At 72.9% G+C, this 21,389-nt stretch carries 21 protein-coding genes; 12 read left to right on the top strand and 9 right to left on the bottom strand.

The features are described from left to right. The first annotated feature begins 75 nt into the window (after positions 1-75). Entirely contained in the window at positions 76-780 is a 705-nt protein-coding gene (locus Q9R28_RS07335; protein WP_311205779.1) for a hypothetical protein, read from the top strand. Here Q9R28_RS07335 and Q9R28_RS07330 read toward each other — a convergent pair. Beyond that, positions 763-1,371 carry a helix-turn-helix domain-containing protein gene (locus Q9R28_RS07330; RefSeq protein ID WP_066651653.1) on the bottom strand — a complete coding sequence of 203 codons (609 nt, stop codon included), beginning with the start codon at positions 1,369-1,371 and terminating at the stop codon, positions 763-765. The genes Q9R28_RS07335 and Q9R28_RS07330 overlap by 18 nt on opposite strands. A gap of 66 nt (positions 1,372-1,437) precedes the next feature. Between Q9R28_RS07330 and Q9R28_RS07325 the strand changes: the two genes are divergently transcribed. After that, the gene (locus Q9R28_RS07325; RefSeq protein WP_209684326.1) at positions 1,438-2,427 is read left to right on the top strand and encodes an NAD(P)/FAD-dependent oxidoreductase; all 990 of its coding nucleotides are present in this window, start codon (positions 1,438-1,440) and stop codon (positions 2,425-2,427) included. On the opposite strand, the gene Q9R28_RS07320 is transcribed toward Q9R28_RS07325, so the two are convergent. The 5 genes from Q9R28_RS07320 to Q9R28_RS07300 form a co-directional block, all read right to left on the bottom strand. Beyond that, positions 2,412-3,080, bottom strand: a complete 669-nt coding sequence (locus Q9R28_RS07320; protein WP_066651649.1) for a pentapeptide repeat-containing protein — start codon at positions 3,078-3,080, stop codon at positions 2,412-2,414. The genes Q9R28_RS07325 and Q9R28_RS07320 overlap by 16 nt on opposite strands. A 4-nt stretch (positions 3,081-3,084) precedes the next feature. Then, positions 3,085-3,519 (bottom strand): DUF6314 family protein, encoded by a 435-nt coding sequence (locus tag Q9R28_RS07315; protein ID WP_066651647.1) that lies wholly within the window; start codon positions 3,517-3,519, stop codon positions 3,085-3,087. 9 nt (positions 3,520-3,528) lie between these two features. Continuing rightward, positions 3,529-3,876 (bottom strand): hypothetical protein, encoded by a 348-nt coding sequence (locus Q9R28_RS07310; protein ID WP_209684327.1) that lies wholly within the window; start codon positions 3,874-3,876, stop codon positions 3,529-3,531. Positions 3,877-4,073: 197 nt separating this feature from the next. Then, positions 4,074-5,132 (bottom strand): NAD-dependent epimerase/dehydratase family protein, encoded by a 1,059-nt coding sequence (locus tag Q9R28_RS07305; RefSeq protein WP_311205778.1) that lies wholly within the window; start codon positions 5,130-5,132, stop codon positions 4,074-4,076. A gap of 28 nt (positions 5,133-5,160) precedes the next feature. Further along, positions 5,161-6,351, bottom strand: a complete 1,191-nt coding sequence (locus Q9R28_RS07300; RefSeq protein ID WP_066651641.1) for a zinc-dependent alcohol dehydrogenase — start codon at positions 6,349-6,351, stop codon at positions 5,161-5,163. A 221-nt stretch (positions 6,352-6,572) separates the two neighbouring features. Here Q9R28_RS07300 and Q9R28_RS07295 point away from each other — a divergent pair, with 221 nt between their 5' ends. Continuing rightward, positions 6,573-7,391 (top strand): polysaccharide deacetylase family protein, encoded by an 819-nt coding sequence (locus Q9R28_RS07295; protein ID WP_251159979.1) that lies wholly within the window; start codon positions 6,573-6,575, stop codon positions 7,389-7,391. 123 nt (positions 7,392-7,514) lie between these two features. Here Q9R28_RS07295 and Q9R28_RS07290 read toward each other — a convergent pair whose 3' ends face one another. Both Q9R28_RS07290 and Q9R28_RS07285 read right to left on the bottom strand, forming a co-directional pair. Continuing rightward, complete coding sequence (locus tag Q9R28_RS07290; protein WP_251159980.1) at positions 7,515-8,138, bottom strand: DNA alkylation repair protein; 624 nt, start codon at positions 8,136-8,138, stop codon at positions 7,515-7,517. 31 nt (positions 8,139-8,169) lie between these two features. Then, positions 8,170-9,327 carry a peptidoglycan DD-metalloendopeptidase family protein gene (locus Q9R28_RS07285; RefSeq protein ID WP_311205777.1) on the bottom strand — a complete coding sequence of 386 codons (1,158 nt, stop codon included), beginning with the start codon at positions 9,325-9,327 and terminating at the stop codon, positions 8,170-8,172. 312 nt (positions 9,328-9,639) lie between these two features. On the opposite strand from Q9R28_RS07285, the gene Q9R28_RS07280 reads away from it, so the two are divergent. The 6 genes from Q9R28_RS07280 to Q9R28_RS07255 are packed head-to-tail and all read left to right on the top strand — an operon-like array spanning position 9,640 to position 17,443. Further along, positions 9,640-11,298: an ABC transporter substrate-binding protein gene (locus tag Q9R28_RS07280; RefSeq protein ID WP_311205776.1), complete on the top strand. Its 1,659-nt coding sequence runs from the start codon at positions 9,640-9,642 to the stop codon at positions 11,296-11,298. After that, the gene (locus tag Q9R28_RS07275; RefSeq protein ID WP_311205775.1) at positions 11,295-12,248 is read left to right on the top strand and encodes an ABC transporter permease; all 954 of its coding nucleotides are present in this window, start codon (positions 11,295-11,297) and stop codon (positions 12,246-12,248) included. Before Q9R28_RS07280 ends, Q9R28_RS07275 begins: the two co-directional genes overlap by 4 nt. Continuing rightward, positions 12,245-13,120: an ABC transporter permease gene (locus tag Q9R28_RS07270; protein WP_066651633.1), complete on the top strand. Its 876-nt coding sequence runs from the start codon at positions 12,245-12,247 to the stop codon at positions 13,118-13,120. Before Q9R28_RS07275 ends, Q9R28_RS07270 begins: the two co-directional genes overlap by 4 nt. A gap of 10 nt (positions 13,121-13,130) precedes the next feature. After that, complete coding sequence (locus Q9R28_RS07265) at positions 13,131-15,026, top strand: gamma-glutamyltransferase family protein (RefSeq protein WP_245171631.1); 1,896 nt, start codon at positions 13,131-13,133, stop codon at positions 15,024-15,026. Then, positions 15,010-16,695, top strand: a complete 1,686-nt coding sequence (locus tag Q9R28_RS07260) for an ABC transporter ATP-binding protein (RefSeq protein WP_311205774.1) — start codon at positions 15,010-15,012, stop codon at positions 16,693-16,695. The genes Q9R28_RS07265 and Q9R28_RS07260 overlap by 17 nt, the downstream gene beginning before the upstream one ends. A gap of 46 nt (positions 16,696-16,741) precedes the next feature. Next, on the top strand, positions 16,742-17,443 hold the full coding sequence (locus tag Q9R28_RS07255; RefSeq protein ID WP_251154236.1) for a GntR family transcriptional regulator: 702 nt from the start codon (positions 16,742-16,744) through the stop codon (positions 17,441-17,443). A 160-nt stretch (positions 17,444-17,603) separates the two neighbouring features. On the opposite strand, the gene Q9R28_RS07250 is transcribed toward Q9R28_RS07255, so the two are convergent. Next, positions 17,604-18,647, bottom strand: coding sequence for an NAD(P)-dependent alcohol dehydrogenase (locus Q9R28_RS07250; protein WP_311205773.1), 1,044 nt, complete (start codon positions 18,645-18,647; stop codon positions 17,604-17,606). A 155-nt stretch (positions 18,648-18,802) separates the two neighbouring features. Here Q9R28_RS07250 and Q9R28_RS07245 point away from each other — a divergent pair, with 155 nt between their 5' ends. From Q9R28_RS07245 to Q9R28_RS07235, 3 genes are all read left to right on the top strand, one after another. After that, complete coding sequence (locus Q9R28_RS07245; protein WP_209684341.1) at positions 18,803-19,243, top strand: OsmC family peroxiredoxin; 441 nt, start codon at positions 18,803-18,805, stop codon at positions 19,241-19,243. 21 nt (positions 19,244-19,264) lie between these two features. After that, complete coding sequence (locus Q9R28_RS07240; RefSeq protein ID WP_311205772.1) at positions 19,265-19,741, top strand: hypothetical protein; 477 nt, start codon at positions 19,265-19,267, stop codon at positions 19,739-19,741. 64 nt (positions 19,742-19,805) lie between these two features. After that, positions 19,806-21,314: a threonine/serine exporter ThrE family protein gene (locus Q9R28_RS07235; protein ID WP_066651626.1), complete on the top strand. Its 1,509-nt coding sequence runs from the start codon at positions 19,806-19,808 to the stop codon at positions 21,312-21,314. The last annotated feature ends 75 nt before the right edge of the window (positions 21,315-21,389 follow it).

Raw genomic sequence — 21,389 nt, 5'->3', positions numbered from 1 at the left:
CCGAGCGGCGTCGACGACTACCGTCGGCAGCACGAGGTCGGGTGGACACCTGACGACGCACCCGGGGGCGGAACGATGCGGCACACACGCACCACGACGCTGCTCGCCACGATCGGACTCGGGGTGGGCCTCGCGCTCACCCTGTCGGGGTGCACCGGCGACGGCGGTGACGGCGCCACCCCGACCGCGAGCACGTCCTCGTCGTCGACGACGTCGGGTGCGCCGACCCCGACCGACGGCGCCACCCCGGCACGGACGCCCGGCACCGGGGCGACGCACACGTCGTCACCGCCGTCGAGCACCGCACCGGCCTCCGCGACGGGCACGGTGCCGGAGACGTGCGACGACCTCGTGACACCGGGCGCGTTCGAGTACACCGACGAGGCAGCCCTGAACGACCCCGCCGTCGTCGGTGACCTCGAGGTCCCCCGCACCGCACTGACCCCGGCACGGCAGTCGAGCGGGCAACGGTTGTACTGCGTCTGGCGTGACCCCGAGGCCGACCTCACGAACCTCACCATCCAGGTCGAGAACGTCGTCCCGTCGCGTGCCACGGAGGCGCTCCGCGGACTGTCCGGCTTCGACTGCGCGTCCGTCGACGACGGGCTCCGGTGCCAGAAGGTCACGCAGAACCCGCAGTACCCCGTGACCGACGGCGACACCTACTTCACCCGCGGCGACATCGGCATCCGCATCGCCCAGTCGAACGTGCCGACGGACGGGCTCCTCGAGGACGTCGTCGGGCACGTGTTCGGCTGCGCCTCAGCCCGCCGGCCGTGACCGCACGTGGGCCCGCTCCCCCTGCGGCCCGTACAGGCAGAGCACCTCGGTGACCTCGTCCGTGGTGTTGCCGACCCAGTGCGGGGTGTGCGTGTCGAACTCGACGACCTCGCCCGGCCCGAGGTCGAAGTCGCGGTCGCCGAGCAGCAGGCGCAGGCGTCCCGACAGCACGTAGAGCCACTCGTAGCCCTCGTGCGTCTTCAGGCTCCGGTCGCCGTTCGCCGGCATCGGCGGGATGAGCTGCTTGAACGACCGCACGCCCCCGGTGCGCTTCGTCAGCGGGATCACCACGCGACCGCCGTGCCGCTCGGGCTGCAGGTGGACGCGTGGGTCGCCGGTCTGCGGTGCGCCGACGAGGTCGTCGAGCGGCACCTGGTACGCCCGGGCGAGGGGCAGCAGCAGCTCGAGGGTCGGTCGACGCTGCCCCGACTCGAGCCGCGAGAGCGTCGACACCGAGATGCCGGTCTCCGCGGCGAGCGCCGCGAGCGTGACCTGTCGTCGCTCCCGCAGCGACCGCAGCCGCGGGCCGACCGCGTCGACGACCTGCGCCGTCGTCGGTGGGGTGATCCGTTCCTCCCGGCCGTGCACCATGCGGCCATGTTGCCACACCGGCAAGATTCGTTGCCGTTGTCGCCGACCACTGTCCATGATGCGGTCATGCGTGATCACTACGACGTCATCGTCATCGGCGGCTCGGCCGCCGGCCTGTCCGCCGCACTCATCACGGGGCGGTCGCGCCGTTCCGTCCTCGTCGTCGACGCGGGTGAGCCCCGGAACGCGCCCGCCGAGGGCGCCCACAACTACCTCGGGCGCGAGGGCGTCGCACCCGCGGAGCTGACCCGGATCGGCCGTGAGGAGGTCGCCGCGTACGGCGTCGAGGTCGCGGCCGGGAGGGTCGTGGCCACGTCCGCCACCGAGGGCACCGGTGTCGACCCCGTCGGCTTCTCGGTCACCCTCGACTCCGGAGCGGTCGTCACGTCGCGCCGGCTGGTCGTCGCCTCCGGCGCCGTCGACGTGCTGCCGGACGTCCCCGGCCTCGCCGAGCAGTGGGGACGCGGCGTCGTGCACTGCCCGTTCTGCCACGGGTGGGAGGTCCGCGACGGCCGCATCGGTGTCCTCGTCACCACACCGAACGGTGCGCACCACGCCCAGATGTTCCGCGCGCTGAGCGACCGGGTCACGGCGTTCGTCACGGACCCCGCACTGGTCGACGACACCGCGCTCGCCGGTCTCCGGGCCCGCGGCGTCGAGGTGGTCGAGGCGTCGATCACGCGGGTCCGCTCCTCGGACGGCGTCCTGACCGGTGTCGAGCTCGACTCCGGGGAGGTCGTCGCGCTCGACGCGCTCGCGGCGTCGAGTACGGCGGAGCCACGCGTCGGGTTCCTCGAGGGGCTCGGGCTGCACGCGGATGACGTCGTCGTGAACGGCTTCCGGTTCGGCGGTGGGCTCACCGTCGACGCGGTCGGCCAGACGGGCGTCCGCGGGGTGTACGCCGCGGGCAACGTCACGTCACCGATGGCCACCGTCATCGCGGCGGCGGCTGCGGGGACCCAGGCCGGTGCCGCGGTGCACGGCGACCTCGTCCAGGCCGACATCGCGGCGGCGCTGGCCGCCGACGCGGAGCCCGCCGGTCACTCCACGCGGTAGCCGGCCTGCGCTGCCAGGAGCGGCGCGAGGGCGAACAGCTGGTCGGTGCCGATCGTCGCCCCGCGGAGGCCCTCGAGCCGCTCCACCCGGTCGAGGTCGGCGTCGCGCAGGTCCACGTGCTCGATGCGGGTGCCCGAGCCCTCCACGGAGCGGATCCGGGTGCCGGGGAAGGCCACGCGCAGCAGCCGGGCGTCGGCGACGTCGAGCTCGTCGACCACGCAGTCGCGGAACACGACGTCGGTGAGCGTCGAGCCGCGCAGGTTGACGAACCCGAGCTTCATGCCGACGAACTCGACCCCGTTCAGCGTCGCGTCGTACAGCTCGGCGGAGCCGACCCGGCCACCGGCGACCCGGACCTCGCGCCAGGCGCTGCTCGAGGCGCGGAACACCGGCGCGTCGAGCGTCTCGACCACCGAGTCGCGGATGCGCAGTCCGCGCAGGTCGGTGCCGTCCGCCCGGAGCGTGTCGACCACGCACTCCTCGAGCTCGAGGTCGGGCAGGCGCTCGCCCGCGAGGTCGAGCACGTCGATGCGCCTGCCGTCGATCCGGTCCCCGGTCAGGACGTCACCGGGCGCCGGTGCCCAGTCGTCGAGGTCCCGCGGGTCGATCGGGGTGATCCGTGGGGCGGCGGTACCGGTCGAGGAGCGTGCCATGCGCTCAGTCTGCCGTGGTGGACCGACGCTGCAGGACGCTGTCGAGCCGGTGGTCCTTCGCCGGGCCGCGTGCCCGCCACCGGACGGTCCAGCGCTCGGCGTCCCCGTCGAGCACGCCCGTGTAGTCGTCGGGCGCGCACGCGTGCTCGACCGTGGTGCCCCACACCCAGTCGTGGAAGACCCGGCCGTCGGCGAAGTGCACCGTCCACCGGCCGTCAGGGCCACGGCGCACGACGAGGGTCCGGGACACCGGCACCACGCGGCCGTCGAACGTCATGGTGCCGGACTCGTCCCAGCGCACCTCGTCCGGGGTCGTCAGCGTCAGGGTCGTCGACCCGGTGACGGTGCCGGTCACACCCGCGAGGCGGTCGTCGACCGTCCGGCGGAGCGTCCAGTCGCCCAGCAGGTCCGTCGGCAGCAGCGGGCTCGTCGGCGACACCCGGCCAGGTTACGCGCGGAGCGCCTCGGCCCGGGCGTCCCGGCGCTCGTCGTCGGTGATGAGGCCCCTGCGGTGCAGGTCGTCGAGCTCGGCGAGCCGGTGCTCTCGGGAGACCGCCGGAGCGAACGCTGCGCTCTGCGCCGCGCGGTACGCCAGGTCCTCCTGCAGGGTCAGGGGGTCCTGTCCACGAGCGGCCATCCGTCGGGACCGGTGCACGACGAGGACGATCACCGCGACGACGCCGAGGAGCGTGACGATGCCGCCGACGGCCACGAGGGTCCAGACCAGGTCGTACACGGGCGGGATCAGCGGGTTGTGGGTCTCCCCGCCCGGGACCCCGAAGTCGTCGATCGCCATGTCAGCCCCTCCCCCGCCGGGCACGGTCGCGCCCTGGGCTGGAGCGTAGCGCGCCCGGTGCTCCCCGGAACAGGTGCCATGGCAGGGTTTTCCGGGCGTACCTGGTGGAACCGTCCCACCAGGTACGCCCGATTCCACCAGGGACGCCCGGTCCCACCAGGTACCCCGGGTCCCGCCACGGGCCGGGCCCGCGTCCCTCAGCCGCGCAGGGGCCCGGACGCCTCGACGTTCGCCCCGTCCGCGAACCCGCCGACGAGCTCGCGCAGCGCGTCCTCCGCCGTGTGCTGCGGCACCCACCCGAGCTCGCGCCGAGCCCGGTCGGTCCGCATGATCGGCACGCCGGCGGCGATGTCGAGCCACCCGGCGTCCGTCGGTTGGAGCCGGAGCCGCCAGGTCAGCGTGACGATCCCGCGCAGCAGCCGGAGCGGTACCCGCACCGCCCCGAGCATCCCCGCTGCCCGGGCCATGCGTGGCGGGGTGAGCACCGGCGTCGCCGCGATGTTGAACGCCCCGGCCGCACGTCGGTCGATCGTCCGCCAGAACGCGTCCGCCAGGTCGTCGGCGTGCACGGCCTGGAACACGAACGGCAGCGGCAGCGGCAGCACCGCGAACCGAGCCGCCCGGACGATCGACATCGGCACGAGGTGCCCGAGGAACAGCCCCCGGAGCTCGGCCGCGACCCCGCGCTGGAACACCAGTCCGGGTCGGAGCCGCGTGACGACGGCCCCGCGGTGCTGCGACGCGAACACGTCGAGAGCGGCTTCGTTCTCGGCCTTGTGGATCGAGTAGGTGGCGGTCTGGATGCCGGTGGCGGGGAACGACTCGTCCACCGGGGTCCGCTTGCCCTCGACGTCGACGCCGCGGTAAGCGCCGACCGACGAGGACACGACGACCTGCCCGACGCCGGCCCGGGCGACCGCCGCGAGCACGTTCGCCGTCCCGGTGACGTTCGTCCGGTGCTGCGCCGGGATGTCGTGCGTCGGCTGCAGTGCCCACGCCAGGTGCACCACGGCGTCGGCACCCTGGAACACCGCCGTCAGCTCGTCCACGGCGCGCGGACCACCGACGTCGACCGCGTGCCACACGGCGACGTCGTACGGCGCGACCCGGGCATCCGGCACCCGGCGGGCGACGCCGACGACCTGCAGGCCGTCCTCGTCGCCCGCGCGGCCGTCACCGGTGAGCCGCGCAGCCGCGAGCCGTCGGAGCACCGCGGTCCCGACGTTGCCGGTCGCCCCGACCACGACGACGCGCATCAGCGCACCCGCAGCGGACGGGCGGTCATCAGGCCGCGGCCATCGACGGGTCGAGCACGACCTTGATGCAGCCGTCCTCCTTCTTCTGGAAGACCGAGTACATCTCCGGGGCGTCCTCGAGCGAGACCCGGTGCGTGGTGAGGTCGAGCGTGCCGAGCGGGTCCGAGGGGTCGGACACGAGCGGCATGAGGTCGTCGACCCAGCGGCGGACGTTGCACTGTCCCTCGCGGATCGTGATCTGCTTGTCGAAGAGGGTCATCATCGGCATCGGGTCGGCCATGCCGCCGTAGACACCGGACAGCGACACCGTGCCACCGCGGCGGACGAGGTCGATCGCCGCGTGCACCGCCGCCAGACGATCGACGCCCGCGGTCTCGATGGCCTTCTGCGCGAGCTTGTCGGGCAGCAGCCCGGCCGCGCGCTGGGCGAACCCGGCGACGGGGTTGCCGTGCGCCTCCATGCCGACCGCGTCGACGACGCCGTCCGGGCCGCGCCCGTCGGTGAGGTCGATCAGCTTCGACACCATGTCGTCGTCGAGGTCGAACACCTCGATGCCGTGCTTCGCCCCGAGGTCGCGGCGGACCTGCTCGGGGTCGACGGCGAGGACCCGGTACCCGAGGTGCTTGCCGATGCGTGCGGCGAACTGGCCGACCGGACCGAGACCGAGCACCGCGAGCGTGCCGCCCTCGGGGACCTCGGCGTACTGCACGGCCTGCCACGCGGTCGGGATGATGTCGCTCATGAAGAGCCACTGGTCGTCGGCGCCGGTGTCCGGCACCTTGATGGGCCCGTAGTCGGCGTGCGGCACGCGGAGGTACTCGGCCTGGCCGCCGGGGACCTGGCCGTACATCTTCGTGTACCCGAAGAGCGAGGCGCCGGTGCCGTACTCCTTGACCTGGGTGGTCTCGCACTGCGACTGGAAGCCGTGCTGGCACATCCAGCAGTGGCCGCAGGAGATGTTGAACGGCACGACGACGCGGTCGCCGACCTTGAGGTTCGTGACGGCGGAGCCGACCTCCTCGACGATGCCCATGGGCTCGTGGCCGAGGACGTCGCCCTTGTCGATGTACGGGCCGAGGACCCGGTACAGGTGCAGGTCGGAGCCGCAGATCGCCGTCGAGGTGATCCGCACGATCGCGTCGGTCGGCTCCTGGATCGTCGGGTCGGGGACGGTCTCGACGGACACCTTCTCGGTGCCCTGCCAGGTGAGTGCGCGCACGTCGCGTTCCTCTCGTCGTTGCTTCGGGCCGGCCGGGAGGCACGGCTCACGTGACCTCCTCGGTACGCGCCCGCCCCGTGGTGCCCTCCCAGCCCCGTCCTCCACGCGCGCTGCGGGCGGCGGTGGGCGGGCCTGTCGTCCGCACCGGTGGCCGGTCGGCCACCGCGACTCCTCCGGCGTGCGGATGCGCCGGCGCCCGCCCGGTCGGCAGGCTGGAGCCGATGGACCACAGCACCACCCGCCGGACGATCCTCGCCGGGGCGACCGGCACCCTGGCGGCCGCGGTCCTCGCTGCCTGTTCCGGTGGTGACCGGCCCGCGGCGCCGACGCTCTCCGCCCCCACGCGCTCGACGGCAACGCCGACACCCACGCCGACCCCGATCCCGACCCCGACCCCGACGAGGCCGGCACTGACGCGGGTCCCCCTGCCCGGCGGCACGGTCACGGGCCTGCCGGAGGGCACGCCGGGGATCGCGTGGACCGTGGACGACGGGGCATCACCCGAGGTCGTCGAGGCCTACGCCCGCTTCGCCGCCGAGACCGGGACGCGCCTGACGTTCTTCGTGAACGGGGACCGACCGTCGTGGACCGAGCACGCCGACCTGCTGCGGCCGCTCGTCGACTCCGGGCAGGTGCAGCTCGGCAACCACACGTGGAGCCACCCCGCGCTGACGAAGCTCGGCGACCAGGCGATCCAGGACGAACTGATGCGGAACCACGCGTTCCTCGAGCGGACGTTCGGGGTCGACGCCCGCCCGTACTTCCGACCGCCCTTCGGCTACCACGACGCCCGGGTGGACCGTGCCGCGGCGGCCGTCGGCTACTCGACCCCGCTGCTCTGGTACGGGACGCTCGCGGACTCGGGCGACATCACGGCGGAGCAGATCGTCGGCTTCGCGGAGCAGTGGTTCCAGCCGGCACACATCGTCATCGGACACGCGAACTTCCCCGGCACGATCGGGGCGCTCCCGAGGCTGCACGCCCTGCTCGAGGAGCGCGGTCTGGCGACCTGGACGCTGGACGACGTCTTCTCGCACTGACGCCCGGCGACCCGGCCGTCCGGCCGGGTTCCGCCGGTTCCGCAAGACGCAACGTCGGCGGCTGCTCGCAACGGTACAGCGCTGCGAGCAGTCGCCGTCGTTGCGTCTCGCGAGGGTGCGTCGTCAGCCGCGCAGGCGGTCCCGTTCGGCCGGCGGCAGGTGCTCGGTCGCGGTCGCCCGGGCCGCCGTCGACAGGAAGCGGCCGTTCCGCTCGAGGAAGGCCACGAGCGCCGACTCCGAGGCGCGCTTCCCCGTCTCGCGGAGGACCCACCCGAGCGCGGACTGCACGGTGTCGCTGCGCTCCCGGACCAGCCGACCGGCGATCGCGAGCGGCACCTCGGCGTCCCCCTGCTTGACGAAGGCGAGCGTCGCGACGACGGCGATCCGGCGGACCGTCGCCACGTCGGACTTCGCGAGCGCGAACAGCGGGCCGGTCGAGGTGCCGACGAGCGGGACGCCGACGAGCTCCTCGGCCGCGACGTCCACCAGGACCGTGTCCTCGAACCGCTCGGCCTTCGCCGCGGCGAGGTACTCGTCGGTCAGCTCGGGGTCGGGGCGCGCGCGCATCGCCTGCACCAGCAGCAGCACGGCGACCAGCCGCGCTCCCGCGTCCTCGCTCCACAGCAGCGCCGAGCGCTCCCCGGCGTCGACGTCGGCGAACCGTCGGGCGACGCGCCGGGCACCCGCGACGTCGCCCGGGGTCCTGGCGAGGGCGGCGAGGACCGACTCGGCGTCGTGGCGCTGCATCCGCCCAGCCTAGGTCCGCGCAGAGCGGGGATCAGCGGAACGACAGCAACGACAGCGGGTCCTTCAGCGTGCCGTTCACGCGGGTCTCGACGTGCACGTGCGGACCGGTGGACTGCCCGGTGTTGCCCGACTTGCCGAGCTGCTTGCCGATGCCCACCACCTGGCCCTTGGTCACACCGATCTCGCTCAGGTGCGCGGTCAGGACGGTGGTCAGGCCGTAGGAGACGACGACGTAGTTGCCGTAGCTCGGGTTGTCGCGGACCACCGTCGTCACCGTGCCCCGACCTGACGAGTACACCGGGGTGCCGACCCGCACGGGGGCATCCGTGCCCTGGTGGTACCGGGGGACGTGCCCCGCCCCGCGGTCGTCACCGTACCGGCCGGAGATGGTCGTCCCGTTCACCGGCCAGAGCAGACCGGTCACGGGCTTCGTCGACCAGGTCCGCGTGTCGGAACCGCCGTACAGGACGACGTTCGAGTCGACCTGGACGAGCAACTGCCCGGCACCGCGCCCGTACGTGCGGGACGACCAGAGCGCTCGCCGCCCGCCCGCTGCGTAGACGACGAGGTTGCCGTCCGCCTGCACGGCGGCCCTCGCCCCGGGGTTCCCGAAGGTCTGCGACGACCAGACCGGCTTGCCGCTGACGTACTGCACCAGGTTGCCGTCCGTCTGCATCGTGAACGTCCGCGCGGCGCCCGCGTTCGATCGGAGCACGGTGCCGGGCAGGATCTCGTTGCCGGACCGGACGCTGCTCTGCGCGACCGTGATGCGCCAGAGCATGCCGTTGTCGGTCTTGCGCATCCGCAGCTCGCCGTCCGCGCGGACACCGAAGTCCTTCGACGCCCCGGCGGACCCCCACTGCGCCACGAGTCGACCGCTCCGGACGAGCGACAGGCGGCCGTCCTTCTGCACGACGGCTGCTGCGCCGTACTGCTCCGGGGTGTTCGACGCCCAGAGCACGACGTTGCCGATGCCGTACTCGACGAGGTTGCCGTCGCCCTGCATCACGAGTCGGAACTGCCCGTTGGTCGAGGTGATGGTGTCGCCCGGCTGCAAGGTCGTGCCGGCCTTCACCGAGCCCTTGTAGGTGGTCGCGGCCTGCGCCGGCGACGCGGTGGCGACGAGTCCCGCGGCCGCGATGACGACGGCGGTGACGGCCGCGGCGAACTTCGCCCGTGCCCTGATCATGTGGTGGAACCCCTGCTCGTGGTGCCGCGGGCGTCGGATGCCGGCGCGGTGCGTGTCTCGGAACGGCGGGCCCCTGAAACCCACCGAGGGTCGATGTTCGCAGGAGGCCTCCGGTCGGGACAGCCCCCGGACCGGGGGCATGACACCGGGCGGGAATCGTGCAGACGAGCGCCGACGATCGACGGAACTGTTACACACCGGAAACACACTGTGTACAAACGAGCGCTGTCAGTCGTGATTGTATGCAATCACCGCACTCCTGAGCGTGACTCCACAAGAGTCACCACGCACACCAGCAGCTCCAGGAACACGATGTCCCAGACCCCCGCTCGACGCCGCCGGACACTCCTCACCGTGCCCGCCGTCGCCCTGGCCGCCTCGCTCGCGCTCACCGCGTGCGTGCCGGTCCAACGCTCGAAGGCCGGTGGCGCCACCGCCGGTACCGTCACCACCGTCGCGATCGGCGACCAGCAGGTCCGCGAGGGCGGTGACCTCGTCATGGCACTCTCCGCCGAACCGGACCGGCTCGACCCGACCACCTCGTCGTCGCTGTACACGCGGTACGTCATGGAGACGATGTGCCAGAAGCTCTTCGACATCGACGCCGAGGGTGCGATCGTCCCGATGCTCGCGACCGAGCTGCCGACGGTGTCCGACGGCGGGAAGACCGTCACGTTCCCGGTGCACACCGGCTACCGCTTCGCCGACGGCACCCCGTTCGACGCGGACGCCGTCGTGACGACGCTCCAGCGGAACCTGACGAAGGACGACTCGAGCCGGAAGAGCGAGATGGGTCCGGTCTCCAGCATCGACGCGGTGGACGACCACACCGTCCGCATCCGCTACTCGACCCCGTTCGCCCCGATCACCGCGGCGCTCGCCGACCGTGCGGGCATGGTCATGTCGCCGACGGCACTGGAGCAGGAGGGCGACGGGTTCGGGGACGCCCCGGTCTGCATCGGCCCCTACAAGTTCGTCGAGCGCGTGCCGCAGACCTCGATCACCGTCGAGCGCGACCCGATGTACCACGACCCGGCGAGCGCCCACTTCGACCGGATCACCTACCGCATCATCACCGACGCCAGCATCCGCGCACAGAACCTGAAGTCCGGGGACGTCCAGGTCGCCGACACGATCTCCACGCAGGACGTCGACGACCTGATGGAGCGGAAGGACCTGGAGGTCCTCCGCACCGGCTCCCTCGGCTACCAGGGCATCACGATCAACCTCGCCAACCAGGACGGCGTCGGCACCGACCCGGAGCCGCTCGACACCCCGCTCGCCACCGAGCGGAAGGTCCGGCAGGCCCTGTCCATGTCGATCAACCGCGGCGAACTCGTGCAGAGCGTGTTCCGCGGGTGGGCGGACGTCGCGTGCTCCCCGGTCCCCGACACGAGCGCCTTCGCGACCGACGCGAGCAAGGCGTGCCCCGAGTACGACCCCGACCGCGCGAAGGAGCTCCTCGAGGAAGCGGGAGTCGAGCAGCCGTTCCCGATCGAGATGGAGGTGACGAACACCCCCGACACCGTCCGGTTCGCCCAGGCGCTCCAGGCCCAGGCCCGCGCCGGCGGCTTCGCGATCACGATCACCCCGGTCGAGTACACGACGCTGCTCGACGACCAGACCCGCGGCGACTTCCAGGCGCTGCAGCTGGGCTGGTCGGGCCGTGTCGACCCGCACGGCAACATCGGCTCGTTCCTCGGCACCGGCGGCGGCAACAACTACCCGGGCTACAGCGACCCCGAGGTCGACGACCTCATCGCCCGGGCGGCGCAGGCCACCGACCAGCAGGAACGCGCCGACCTGTACGGCCAGCTGGTCACGAAGGTCCAGCAGGACGACCCGATCATCTACCTCTACCGGACCCGCAGCATCACCGGCGTCAGCTCCGACGTCGCCGGGGTGTCCACCTACGCCGACGGCGTGGTCCGGCTCAGTCAGGCGGCGTTCGTGGAAGGCAGCGACAAGTGACCCGGTACGTCCTGACACGGCTCTGGCAGGCGGCGCTCACGCTCGTCCTCGCCTCGATCGTGGTCTTCTTCGGGGTCCGGCAGCTGCCGGGCGACCCGGCCCTGGCCCTGGCCGGCGAGGAGGCGAGCCCCGAGCGGCTCGCCGCCGTCCGCGCCGACCTCGGCCTCGACGACTCCCTGCTCGTGCAGTACTGGCGCTTCGTCGTCAACGCACTGCAGGGCGACCTCGGACAGTCCACCCGCACCGGCACCCCGGTCACGGACCTGCTCGGCTCGACGCTCCCCGTCACGCTGTGGCTCGCGCTCTACGCGATCGTGGTCGCGGTCGTCGTGGGGTTCGCCCTCGGCACCCTCGCCGAGCGCTACCGCGGCCGGTGGCCCGAGTGGATGGCGAACGCCGCCGCGCTCGTCGGCCTGAGCGTGCCGAACTTCTGGCTCGGCATCCTCGCGATCGTCTGGCTCGCGGCGGGCCTCGGCTGGTTCCCCGCCTCGGGCTACGTCCCGGTGACGCGGGACCCGCTCGGCGCGCTGCACCACCTGACGCTCCCGGCGCTCATCCTCGGCACGTCGCTCGCGGCCGTCATCATGCGCCAGACCCGCGCGTCGATGATCGAGACGATGAAGACCGACTTCGTCCGGACCGCCCGCGCGAAGGGGCTCAGCCGCCCGCGGGTGCTCTTCCGCTACGGCCTGCGCAACTCGATGATCGTCGTCGTCACGATCGTCGGCCTGCAGCTCGGTGGCCTCATCTCGGGCGCGGTCGTCACGGAGCGCATCTTCGCCCTGCCCGGGTTCGGCAAGCTCACGCTCGACGCCGTGTTCACCCGCGACTACCCGGTCATCCAGGCCGTCGTGCTCGTGATCACCCTGGGCTACGTCCTCATCAACTTCGCCGTGGACGTCCTGTACTCCGTCATCAACCCGAAGATCCGCGTCGGAGGCACCGCATGACCACCATCACCGCTCCCTTCGACCTGGGCTCGAGCCGCGGTCGCATCTGGAAGCAGGTCCGGACGAACCGGCTCGGCATGACGGGCGGCATCATGCTCGCCGTCGTCGTGCTCGCCGGGATCACCGCACCGCTCGTCGCACCGCACGACCCGACCGCGACGCACTTCGACCTGCCGTTCCAGGTGCCCTTCACCGTGGGCTTCGGGTTCGGCACCGACGACCTCGGCCGAGACATCCTGTCCCGCACGCTGTACGGGATCCAGGTCTCGCTCGTCGTCGGCGTGCTGTCGGTGCTGCTCGCCGTCGTGGTCGGCACCCCGCTCGGTCTGCTCGCCGGGTACTGGCGCTGGCTCGACGCGATCATCTCCCGCCTGACCGACGTCGCCCTCGCGTTCCCGTTCCTCATCATCGCGGTCGGGCTCGCGGCGATCAGCGGGCCGAGCCTGTCGAACGCCGTGATCGCGATCGGCATCTCGCACGTGCCGGCGATGATCCGCATCGTCCGCGGTGAGACCCTGCGGATCACGAGCGCCGACTTCGTGACGAGCGCGAGGACGCTGGACGCCGGCGGCGCGCGCATCATCGCGCAGCACGTCCTGCCGAACTGCGTCTCGGCGATCATCGTGCAGGCCACCGTGATCATGCCGGTCGCGGTGATCGGCGAGGCACTGCTGTCCTTCCTCGGGCTCGGCATCCAGCCGCCCACGCCGAGCCTCGGCATCATGCTCTCGGACGCGCAGCAGTACCTCGGCCAGGCGCCGTGGGCCGCCGTCGTGCCGGGGGTCGCGATCGCCGTCATCTGCCTCGGCTTCAACCTGTTCGGGGACGCCCTGCGCGACGCCCTCGACCCCACCGCCTCGGACCGGAAGTAGCACCAGCACCATGAGCACCAACCCCGCCTTCACCACCCCGCCGACGGAGACCACCCGTCCGGACCTGCAGGGCACCTTCGGGATGGCCGCGTCGACGCACTGGATCGCGACCGCGACGGCGCAGTCGGTCCTCGAGCGCGGCGGCAACGCCTTCGACGCCGCCGTCGCCGGCGCCTTCGTCCTGCACGTCGTCGAACCGCACCTGAACGGACCCGGTGGCGACGTGACCGCGATCTTCGCGACGGCGTCCGACAGGGCACCGACCGTCCTCGTGGGCCAGGGACCGGCCCCGGCCGGCGCGACGCCGGAGCACTTCCGGTCCGAGGGCCTGGACCTGGTCCCGGGGGCGGGCGCGCTGGCGGCCGCCGTCCCCGGTGCCGTCGACGCGTGGCTGCTGCTCCTCGCCGAGCACGGCACGTGGGAGCTCGCCGACGTCCTCGCCCCCGCGATCGGGTACGCCCGTGACGGCCACCCGGTCGCGCCCCGCGTGGTCGCAACCATCGCGACCGTGCAGGACCTGTTCCGCGACCACTGGCCGTCCTCCGCCGAGCGGTGGCTGCCGGGAGGCTCGGTGCCGGCCGCCGGGTCGATGGTGCGCAACGAGACCTGGGCCTCGGTCCTGGAACGGCTCGTGCAGGCAGGGTCCGGCACCGTGGAGGGCGAGGGCGCGCGCGTCGCGCGCATCGAGGCCGCCCGCACCGAGTGGGCCGAGGGCTTCGTCGCGCAGGCAGTCGACGCCTTCGTCCGCGCCCCGCACCGCCACGCGTCCGGCACCGACCACGCCGGGGTGGTCCGCGCGAGCGACCTCGCGGCGTTCCGCGCGTCGACCGAGCCCGCGACGACCGCGGAGTTCCGGGGCCACACGATCGCGAAGACCGGGCCGTGGGGCCAGGGTCCGGCGCTCCTGCAGACCCTCCGCCTGCTCGACCCACTGGACGACGAGCGGCTCGACCCGTCGACCGTCCTCGGCGCGCACACGATCGCCGAGGCGCAGAAGCTCGCGCTCGCCGACCGCGAGGCGTACTACGGCGACGGCGACGTCCCGATGGCCGAGCTGCTCTCCGACGCGTACTCCGACGCGCGTCGCGCCCTGATCGGTGACCGTGCGTCGCACGAGCTGCGACCGGGGTCGGTCTCGGTGCCCGCGGGTGCGATGCCCCCGCTGCGTGAGACGTACACACCGCGCGGCGAGTCGATCGCCGGTGTCGGCGAGCCCACCGTCCCCGGCGCCCGCGGCAACGCGGTGGCCGCACCGGCCGAGGATGCCCCCGTGCACGAGGACCGCGGTGAGCCGATCGTGATGGAGACGGGCGAGACCCGCGGCGACACGTGCCACATCGACGTCGTCGACCGCTGGGGCAACATCGTCAGCGCGACGCCCTCCGGCGGGTGGCTGCAGTCGTCGCCGACGATCCCGGAGCTCGGGTTCTGCCTCGGCACCCGCATGCAGATGACCTGGCTCGAGGAGGGCACGGCGTCCACGCTCACCCCGGGCGCCCGACCCCGCACGACGCTCACCCCGACGCTCGTGCTCCGGGACGGCGAGCCGGTGGTCGCGATGGGCAGCCCGGGCGGCGACCAGCAGGACCAGTGGCAGCTGCTCTTCCTGCTCCGCACGATCGTCGGCGGGTGGTCCCCGCAGCAGGCGATCGACGCACCCGCACTGCACACGACGTCGTTCCCGGGGTCGTTCTGGCCCCGCACCTGGACCCCGGGCGGCCTCGTCGTCGAGGACCGCCTCGGTGACGACGTCATCGCCGGGCTCGAGGAGCTCGGCCACGTCGTCACCCGCGCCGGCGACTGGTCGCTCGGCCGTCTGTCGTGCGTGACGCGCGACCCCGACACCGGCGTCATGGGCGCCGCCGCCAACCCGCGAGGAGCACAGGGCTATGCCGCAGGACGCTGAGGACCGGACCATGCACGACGGCGACACGACCACCGGGGCCGCACCGCGCCTCCAGACCGACCAGACCGACCGGACCGACACCCTGCTGTCCGTCCGCGACCTGCGGGTCGCCTTCGGTGACCGCGAGGTCCTGCACGGCGTCGACCTCGACGTCCGCCGCGGCGAGCGCGTCGCGATCGTCGGCCAGTCCGGCTCGGGCAAGTCGACGCTCATCGCGGCCCTGCTCCGGCTCCTGCCGGGGGCCGGGCACATCACCGGTGGTGGGATCCGCCTCGGCGACGACGACATCGCCCACGCCGACGAGGCGCTCATGCGACGCGTCCGTGGCGCACGGATCGGGCTCGTGCCGCAGGACCCGTCGACGAACCTCAACCCGTCGATGCGGGTCGGCGCGCAGATCGCCGACGCGCTGCGGGCCGGCGGGCTGCGGGGACGCGCGGCGATCCGGCAGCGGGTGGTGGCGCTGATGACCGAGGCCGGGATCCCCGAGGCGTCGCGGCGGGCGGACCAGTTCCCGCACGAGTTCTCCGGCGGGATGCGGCAGCGCATCCTCATCGCCGTCGCACTCGCCCGCCAGCCCGAGCTGCTCATCGCCGACGAGCCGACCAGCGCGCTCGACGTGACCGTGCAGCGGCAGATCCTCGACCACCTGCAGACCCTCGTCGACCAGCACGGCACGACGCTGCTGTTCGTGACGCACGACCTCGGGGTCGCGGCGGACCGGACCGACCGCGTCGTCGTGATGCTCGACGGCGAGATCGTCGAGCAGGGTGCGCCCGAGGCGATCCTCCGCGACCCGCAGCACGAGTACACGAAGCGGCTCATCGCGGCGGCGCCCGCGCTGTCCGGGGTCGCGCCGGAGCCCGTGGCCGCGGGCGAGCCGATCCTCGTCGTGTCCGACCTGGTGAAGGAGTACCGGCTCCGCGGTCGTGGTGCCGGAACGCTGAAGGCTGCCGACGGGGTGTCGTTCGCGGTGCGTCGCGGCACGACCACCGCGGTCGTCGGTGAGTCCGGCTCGGGCAAGACGACGGTCGCGCGGATCGTGCTCGGACTCGAGACGCCGACGTCGGGCACCGCCCTGGTCGACGGGAAGTCCATCGGGACCGCCCGTGGCGCCGAGCGGCGGGAGATCCGACGCCGCGTGCAACCGGTGTTCCAGGACCCGTACGGGTCGCTCGACCCGACCTCGACGATCGAGCGGATCATCGACGAGCCCCTGCGCGTCTTCGGCATCGGTGACCGGGCGTCGCGCACCGAGCGGGTCGCGACGCTCCTCGACCAGGTGGCGCTCCCCCGCGAGGTCGCGCAGCTCCGGCCGAACGAGCTGTCCGGCGGGCAGCGGCAGCGCGTCGCGATCGCCCGGGCGCTGGCGCTCGAACCCGAGCTGATCATCCTCGACGAGGCGGTCTCGGCGCTCGACGTCCTGGTGCAGGAGCAGATCCTGGCGCTGCTCGAGGAGCTCCAGGACCGGCTCGGGCTGAGCTACCTCTTCATCACGCACGACCTCGGGGTGGTCCGGCGGATCGCCGACGACGTCGTGGTGATGCGCCGGGGTGAGGTCGTCGAGCGGGGCAGCGTCGCAGCGGTGTTCGACGACCCGCAGGAGCAGTACACGAAGGACCTGCTCGACGCCATCCCGGGGAGAGCCCTCGCCGAGGCGGCTGCGTGACGGCGTCCCGGGTGGGCGACCGGCGCGGTGTGGCACGATCGGCACCGTGCTGAACGGGACGAGCGTCATCGACGCCATCCGCCACGACATCGTGACCGGCGCCCTGCAACCGGGCACCCGGGTGACCGAGGCGTTCCTCGCGGAGCGGCACGGGGTCTCCCGGGTGCCGGTCCGCGAGGCACTCCGCGGGCTCGAGGGCGAGGGCTTCGTGGTGTCGCGCCCGAACGTGGGCTCGCGCATCGCCGACATCCCGTTCGACGAGGCCGACGACCTGTTCGCGGTCCGCGAGTCGCTCGAGACCGCCACCGCCCGCCGCGCCGCGACCCGGGCGCGCACGCTCTTCGACGCGGAGGCCCCGCCGGAGGACTGGTGGCGCGTGCGCCGCGAACTCGGGGCCGTCCTCGACGAGGGTGACGCGGCCGTCGAGCGGGGCGAGCTCGACCTGCTCGTCGACCTGAACGAGCGCTTCCACCTGCTGGTCGCCGAGCTCTCCGGCAGCACGACGCTCGCGACCCTGCTCCGGCAGCTCTCGCGGAAGATCGAGTGGCTCTACGCGCTCGACACCTCGTCGCGCGGCAAGCGGCTGTGGCCCGACCACCGGCGCATCCTGGCCGCGATCGACGCGGGGGACGTCGAGCAGGCCGCCGAGCGGATGGCCTGGCACGTCCGCGAGAGCCGCATCGGGTACGCGGCGCGCTCCTCCCCGGAGCAGGCCGACGCCCTGCGGACCGCGGGCCCCGCGGTCTGACCGGTCGGGCCGGCCCGGCCGGCGCGGCCCGCGCGGCCCGCGCGGCCGAGGCTCGCGCATGCGGACACGTTCGCGGCCCAGTGGCCGCGGAACCGTCCGCCCAGCCGAGCCTCGGGCAGCCGCGGCCGCCGCGGCGGCCGCGGCCGCGCCGCGGCCGCCGCTACAGCGTCGGGACGACCACCGCGCGGCCGGACAGCTCGCCGGCCTCGAGCTTGCGGTAGGCCTCGAGCGCGTCGGACAACGCGAACCGCTCGACGTCGGGCTCGATCTGCCCCGCTCGGTACATCGCGACGACCTCGTGCAGGTCCTCGATCGTGCCCCAGTAGGTGTTCGTGATCGTCGACTCGTACGGCGTCGTGAAGAAGTTCCACTCGACGGCCCCGCCGGCGATCCCGACGACGGTCAGCCGTCCGCCGATCGCCATCGAGGCCTTCGCGGTCGCGATCGTCGGCGTCGCACCGACGAAGTCGAACGCCGCATCGACGCCCTTGCCGCCGGTGAGCTCCCGGATCGCGGTGGCCTGGTCCGGCCCGGCGGGAACGGTGACCGCACCGCGGGCCGCGGCACGGTCCATCGCGTCCTGCTTCGTGTCGGTCGCGATGACCGTGGCGCCGGTGAGCGCCGTGAGGATCTGCACGGCGATCTGCCCGAGACCGCCGAGCCCCACCACGAGCGCGTACCTGCCGCCACCGGCCAGGTTCGGCATCGCTGCCTTGATCGCGTGGTACGGCGTGAGCGCGGCGTCGCTGAGCGGTGCCGCCGCGATCGGGTCGGCGTCACCGAGCGAGACGAGGTAGCGCGCCGGGACGGTCACGTACTCCGCCATGCCGCCGTCCCGACCGAGACCGATGGCCGCGTACGGGTTCGTGGCAGCGTTCTCGCAGTAGGTGTCCTGGCCCTTCGAACAGGACGAGCAGTGCCCGCAGCCGACCGGCCCGTAGACGAGGTAGGCGTCGCCCTCGGTGAAGCCGCTCACCCCGTCACCGACGGCCTCGACCCACCCGGAGGTCTCGTGCCCGAGGACGAACCCGGGGGCCTGCGCGCCCGGCTGCCCCTCCTGGAACTCGCGGTAGACGGCGACGTCGGAGTGGCACGCCCCGGCACCGGCGACCTTGAGGAGCACCTCCCCGGGTCCCGGGACGGGCTTCTCGACCTCGGTCAGGACGGGGAACGTCCGGAACTGCTCGAACACGACGGCGTGCACGGGTTCTCCTTCGATCTCCGTCAAAACTACACCTGTCGCGCATCTCGGTCGCCGGGCATCCTGCGTCTTCCCCGAGAGCCGGTTGCGAGAACGGTCGTTCTCCGATTGACTGGCGTCGGCCCTGAACGGGGCCTCCCCCAACGAAAGGAGCGGCTATGCCCACGCGCACCGCACGCACCGCCTGGCAGGGCGGCCTCAACGACGGTTCCGGCCAGGTCGAGCTGTCGAGCTCGAAGGTCGGCACCTACGACGTCTCCTTCCCGAAGCGCGCCGCGGACGAGGCCGGTGGCACCACCAGCCCCGAGGAGCTCATCGCCGCGGCCCACTCGGCCTGCTACGCGATGCAGTTCTCCGCGATCCTCGGCGAGGCCGGCGGCACCGTCGAGGCCCTCGACGTCAAGGCCGACGTCTCGCTCGGCCCGGACAGCGCCGGCGGCTTCAAGCTCACCGGCATCACCCTCACCGTCAACGGTGAGGTCTCCGGCATCGACGAGGCCGCCTTCCTGAAGGCGGCCGACGAGGCCAAGGCGACCTGCCCGGTCTCCAAGGCGCTCACGGGCGTCGAGATCGAGCTCAAGGCGACCTTCGAGCAGTAGTCGTCACCGACGGACGGGCGCATGCGCCGCCTCTTCCGCACCCGCACGCACGTCGTCACGTGGGTGGGCGCACTCGTCGCCCTCGTCGGCGTGGTGTTCCTGGCGGTGCGGCGACTCGACTCGTCCGGCTGGATCGCGGGTGCATCGGGCGGTGACTTCGCGTTCGTCAGCGGGGACCGACCCGGACAGCTCGTCGTGGGGGCGGTCCTCGCCCTGCTCGGTGGGATCGTCGCGGCCGTGTGCGCCGCTCGCCTCGCCCGCACCTGGACGCTCCGGGGGCTGCTGGTCGGGATCATCCTGCTCGTCGCCGGCGTGGTCCTCCTCCTCGCAGCACCGAACCCGTCGTTCGGGTGGTTCGCCCACGCGCCCCTCGCCGGCGAGACGATGCTGCCGATCCGGACCACGCGACTGCAGCTGACCGGGCAGGTCGTCGTGCTGGTCGGCGCGGCCGTCACCGCCTTCGCAGCCGGACGACTCAGCACGCAGGCCCGTCACTGACCCGTCATCGGCAACGTCCAGCGGACGTCCGGACTCGGGCACGAGCGGCTGGCACCATGGTCTGATGGCCGAGCAGTTCCTCCCCGGCGTCCCGCGGCCCGGGCGCCCACCCCGGCCGCGCGTCCGCAACCTCGCACAGCACGACATCCGCGACGCCCGTGCCCGCCTGCGCGGCACGATCTACGAGGACGTCACCCCGGACACCCGCCCGCGCGAGCAGTACTCGCCGGTGCAGATCGTCGACTTCTGCCTCGACCTGGCCGAGGTCATGCTCGCCTCCGGTGCGGACACCCGCAGTGTCGAGACCGCCGTCGTCGCGGTGTCCACGAAGTGGAACCTCGCGCCCCTCGACCTCGACTTCTCCGGCAGCTCGGTCACGCTCCAGTACGCCCCGGCCGACCACCCGCCGCTCGTCAAGGTCCGCACGGTGCAGTCCGACGGCTCCGACCTCGACCGGCTCGCGCGCGCGAACCAGATCGTCGACGACCTGGTGCACGGCGAGCGCGACATGACGAGCGCGGTGAGCGCCCTGGTCGCCGTCCTGCGGCTGCCGACCCGGTGGCCGACCTGGCTCGCCGACGTGGGCCTCTCGGTGCTCGGTACCTCGATCGCGATGCAGGCCGGTGGTGGCTGGCGTGCCGGTGTCGGCGCGTTCGTGCTCATGTTCGGGATCATCCTGTCCGGCCGCTGGCTGACCGGGAGGGGCTTCCCGCAGTTCTTCGTCTCCGGTGCGCAGGCAGCCGTCGCCTCGGCCATCGGCACCCTGGCGATCTGGGCCGACGTCCTGACCGCGACGGGTGCGGCCACGATGGTCGCCGCACTCGTCGTCCTGCTGCTGCCCCACGTGTCGCTCGTCACCTGGGCCCAGGACGCGATCTCCGGCTTCCGGGCCATGGCCGTCGCCCGGGCGTTCTACATCGTGCTCGTGATCGCCGCGATCGTCGTGGGGGTCCCGGCCGGCATCGCGGTCCTGCAGTGGCTCAGCATCGAGGTCGACCCGTCCGGCATCGTGCTGCAACCGCTGCCGCTCTGGGCCTCGTTGTCGCTGACGGTCGTGTCCGCGGCGGCGAACTGCTTCGTGCAGCAGGCCAGTGCCCGGGTCATCCCCGTCGCGGTGGTGTTCTCGGTCACCGCCGGCGCGTTCCTCTGGGAGCTCCGGCACCTCGGCATGCCGCTGCTGGGAGCGACGTTCATCGCGTCGGTGCTGCTCGGCGTGCTGTCGACCATCGCAGCAGCCCGGATGCGCACGGCCGTGGCGGCGATCGCGGTGCCGGCGTTCTGCGGTGCACTGCTGCCCGGTGTCGCGGTGTCCGATGCCCTGCTGCACTTCATGTCGGGGGCGTCCGGCGCCGCGCTCGACTTCGTGGCGGCCGTCTCGGTGGCACTCGGCATCGGCGCGGGGCTCGTGCTCGGTGGTCTCGTGGCGACCCCGGGCGCGCGACGGGCCCTGCGGCGGGCGCGTCGGGTGACGGTGCACTCGGTCCACAACGACACGACGGCGATCCCCGTGCTGCGGGACACCGGGTACGACCCGGGCAACGGCTCCGTGCCGCGGGGCCACCGCCCGCGCTGAGGGACCACCCGACACGAGACCCGGGCTGGGCGACCGCTCTCGTGCCCGGGAGCACGAGGAACGTCGCCCAGCCCG

The organism is Curtobacterium sp. BRD11 (assembly GCF_031844345.1).
In the GTDB taxonomy this organism is placed as follows: Bacteria; Actinomycetota; Actinomycetes; order Actinomycetales; family Microbacteriaceae; genus Curtobacterium.
The sequence above is the reverse complement of the archived record's forward strand: the minus strand, read 5'-3'. Positions and strand labels throughout refer to the sequence as shown.